Below are 3,242 nucleotides of genomic sequence, written 5' to 3'. Positions count from 1 at the left end.
TCGGCCGCCAGCCCGGCGAGCAGGTCGAGCCCGGCGGATGCGCCCCGGGCCATGGCCACCGCGACCGCGTGATTCAGCGCCACCACCGGGTTGTCGGACAGGCCGGTCAGCACCGCGTAGAGCGCCTCGATCTGCGGCCAGTCGGTCTCCTCGGCGCTCGGGGCCTCGTCGTGCAGCGCCGCGATCGCCGCCTGCATCTGGTACGGCCCGACGTCGCCGCGCGGCAGCACCGCGCTGACCAGCGCGACGCCCTCGCGATCTGGTCGGCGCGCCACCGGCCGCGGTCCTGCTCGGCCATCGGGACCAGCTCGCCGTTCGCCCGACCCGGGCCGGCCCCCGCGCATCGGTGAGCAGCATCAGCGCCAGCAGCCCGGTCACCTCGGCGTCGTCGGGGAGCAGCCGGTGCAGCATCCGGGTGAGCCGGATCGCCTCGGTGGACAGGTCCACCCGGCGCAGCAGCGGGCCGGCCGTGCTGGCGTACCCCTCGTTGAAGATCAGATAGAGGACGTGCCGGACGGCGGCCAGGCGGGCCGCCCGCTCCGGCCCGGTGGGCAGGCCGAACGGCACGCCGCTGTCCCGGATGCGCTGCTTGGCGCGGGTGATCCGGCGGGTCATCGTGCCCTCCGGGACCAGGAACGCCCGGGCCACCTCGGCGGTGCTCAGGCCGCCGACGGCCCGCAGGGTCAGCGCGATCTGCGCGGCCGGGGGTAGCTCCGGGTGGCAGCAGAGGAAGAGCAGCACCAGGCTGTCGTCCTCCGGGGACCGGCGGTCCGCCGGGGGAGCGAGCCACTGCTCGGGCGGCAACCGCCGGGCGACGTCGTCCTCGCGCCGCCGCCGGGCCTGCTCGCCGCGGAGCAGGTCGGTCAGGCGCCGCGCCGCGACGGTGATCAGCCAGGCGCGCGGGTGATCGGGTACGCCGTCGACCGGCCACCGGGTCGCGGCCGCGAGCAGCGCCTCCTGGGTGGCGTCCTCGGCGGTGTCGAAGTGCCCGTAGCGGCGCACCACCGCGCCGAGGACCTGCGGCGTCAGGCGGCGCAGCAGGTCCTCGACGGCGTCGGCGGTCATCAGCCGTTCAGGTCCTCGATACCCTCGGCGACCGGCCGCACGTCCACGTACTCGCCCTCGGCGTCCGGATTGACGAACCGCGCGGCGATCCGGGTGGCCCGGTCGAAGCTGTCGCACTCCACGATCGTGAAGCCGGCCAGCACCTCCTGCGTCTCCGGGTAGGGGCCGTCGGTCACCACGGGCGCACCCTCGCGCACCGTGACCCGGCGGGCGTGCACCGGGGCGGTCAGCCCTCGGCCGTCGACCAGCTCGCCCGACTCCGCGATCTCCTTGTGCACCGCCTCCATGTGGGCGTGCATCGCCGCGACCTGCTCCGGCGACATCGGCGGCCGGTCGTCGGCGGGACGGCCCGCCATCGCGTCGTAGTCCCGCTGCGAGCCGTACAGCATGATCATGTACTTCACGGTGTCGCTCCTCTCGGCCGGCCCGGATGGGCCGTCACCGGGAACGTCGGAGCCGCCGGGCCGAGCCGGACAACGGGTCAGGGCCGGGCGGCGACCCGAGTGACGAACGCCTGCCAGGCGGCGGGGCTGAAGGCCAGTGTGCCGCCCTCGCGGTCCTTCGTGTCGCGGACGAGGATGACGCCGGGAAGGTTGTCGGCGACCTCGACGCAGGCGCCGCCGTTGGAACTGCTGCGGGTGCTGGTACGCCACCGCGCGCCGGTCAGGTCATCCATGCTCGCGCTCTCAGGAGATCGATGGTCTGGTCGCGCGGAAGCGCCACCGACCTGACGGTATCCCAGACCGCCCACAGGGGAGCAACGTCGTTTGTGATGCGACCGGCCGACTGGTCGTCCAGGTAGCCGACCTCCTCACCCTCCGTTGTCGTCGCGATGATGAACGGTCCCGCCTGGCCGGGATGGAGGCCAGCGCGTAGCGGCAGCACGTGCACCATGACGCTGGGTCGCTGTGCCATCGTGATCAGGTGGTCCAGTTGCGGATGCATGACGTCCGGGTCACCACGTCGAAGCGCCGCTTCGTCGATCACGAAGACCGCCAGCGGTGGCCGCGGACGGTCGAAGACGGCGGCCTGCCGACGAAGACGGTTCTCGACGTAGCTTTCCGCCTCCGCCATCAACGGTCCGCTCGCGAGGACAGCGCGGGCGTAGTCCTCGGTCTGTAGCAAGCCGGGAAGGACGGCGGATTCGTACCACCGCAGCCCCGATGCTTCCCGTTCAACCTCTGCCCAGGGACGGAACCAAGCTGGTTCTCGCCGCTTTAGGACGTCCGGCCACAGCTCCGATATGTCCTTGCCGAGGATCGCCGCGACCTGCGAACGGTGCCGGGTCTGTGGTATCCGCCCCTGGCTGACCCAGCGAGCAGCTGTCTTCGGATCGACGCCGACCTGCGCTGCGAGGCTGTCGGCGGTCTCACCGGCCTCGGCCATGGCTACCTGCACCGCCCGATTCATCCCCGCTCCCTCGCCGAACGTCCGCTACGTCCACAGTACAGAATGCAACGCAGTGTGTTGGTCCCGCAACGCTTGGCAGGGTGCTGGGTGAGGACGGCGCGACGGGCGGAGAACCACATCCCGCCGGATGCGTGCGCTGCCCCGCACCCCGAAGAGGAGATCACGATGCGACTGTCCAGCCGACGCCGTACGCCAAACCCCGGCCACGTCGAGCAACCGCTTGCCTCCCGTCGCCGGTGGGCGAACGGAGGCCGCTGGTGACCGTCGGTGACGTGATCACCGTCCCCGAGAACTTCTACCGTTTCGGCGCGCGGCCGCTCGTCATGCACGTCTGTGAGGTGCTGAACCGGCGCGACATCGACGGCGCGCTCTGGGTCGAGCTGATCGGCCGCGACGTACGGCCGGACGGTTCCGTCGATCTGCGGCAGCGATTCGCGCTCGTCCGGCTGGACCGGACAGTGGTGGTGGGAAGGTGAGCCCGCAGTTTCGACCGCACCTGCCGATGCGCCCCCTGTGGCGGTGCCGGGCCTGCGGTGCGGAGTGGCCCTGCCAGCCGGCGCGGCTGGCGCTGCTGGTCGAGTACCGCGAGGACCGCATCGCGCTGCTGGTCTACCTGAGCACCCTGATGGCCGAGGCCGGCGCGCAGCTCTCCCAGCTCAACGGGCACGCCGTGCCGGAGAACCTCACCGAGCGCTTCCTGTCATGGGCCCGGACCGGTTAGTCGGCACGGGTCACCCCACCACACCGGCGGCGAGCAGCGCGGCGGT

Annotated in this window: 5 protein-coding genes and 1 pseudogene; 2 read left to right on the top strand and 4 right to left on the bottom strand. The window is 72.1% G+C overall.

The genetic code is table 11. The annotated features are described in order from the left end of the window. From JNW89_RS32255 to JNW89_RS32240, 4 genes and pseudogenes are all read right to left on the bottom strand, one after another. A pseudogene (locus JNW89_RS32255) lies at positions 1–1,065 on the bottom strand (RNA polymerase sigma factor); the annotation flags it as partial. Then, the gene (locus JNW89_RS32250; RefSeq protein WP_238451936.1) at positions 1,065–1,460 is read right to left on the bottom strand and encodes a YciI family protein; all 396 of its coding nucleotides are present in this window, start codon (positions 1,458–1,460) and stop codon (positions 1,065–1,067) included. The pseudogene JNW89_RS32255 and the gene JNW89_RS32250, both read right to left, overlap by 1 nt. An 86-nt stretch (positions 1,461–1,546) precedes the next feature. Next, positions 1,547–1,741 (bottom strand): DUF397 domain-containing protein, encoded by a 195-nt coding sequence (locus JNW89_RS32245; protein WP_238451935.1) that lies wholly within the window; start codon positions 1,739–1,741, stop codon positions 1,547–1,549. After that, positions 1,729–2,475 carry a DUF5753 domain-containing protein gene (locus JNW89_RS32240; protein ID WP_238451934.1) on the bottom strand — a complete coding sequence of 249 codons (747 nt, stop codon included), beginning with the start codon at positions 2,473–2,475 and terminating at the stop codon, positions 1,729–1,731. Before JNW89_RS32240 ends, JNW89_RS32245 begins: the two co-directional genes overlap by 13 nt. A gap of 257 nt (positions 2,476–2,732) precedes the next feature. On the opposite strand from JNW89_RS32240, the gene JNW89_RS32235 reads away from it, so the two are divergent. Both JNW89_RS32235 and JNW89_RS32230 read left to right on the top strand, forming a co-directional pair. Continuing rightward, complete coding sequence (locus tag JNW89_RS32235) at positions 2,733–2,951, top strand: hypothetical protein (RefSeq protein ID WP_238451933.1); 219 nt, start codon at positions 2,733–2,735, stop codon at positions 2,949–2,951. After that, on the top strand, positions 2,948–3,196 hold the full coding sequence (locus JNW89_RS32230) for a flavin reductase (RefSeq protein WP_238451932.1): 249 nt from the start codon (positions 2,948–2,950) through the stop codon (positions 3,194–3,196). The genes JNW89_RS32235 and JNW89_RS32230 overlap by 4 nt, the downstream gene beginning before the upstream one ends. The last annotated feature ends 46 nt before the right edge of the window (positions 3,197–3,242 follow it).

It is taken from the genome of Micromonospora sp. 4G55 (assembly GCF_016803375.1).
This window is presented reverse-complemented; position numbering and strand designations above follow the sequence as displayed.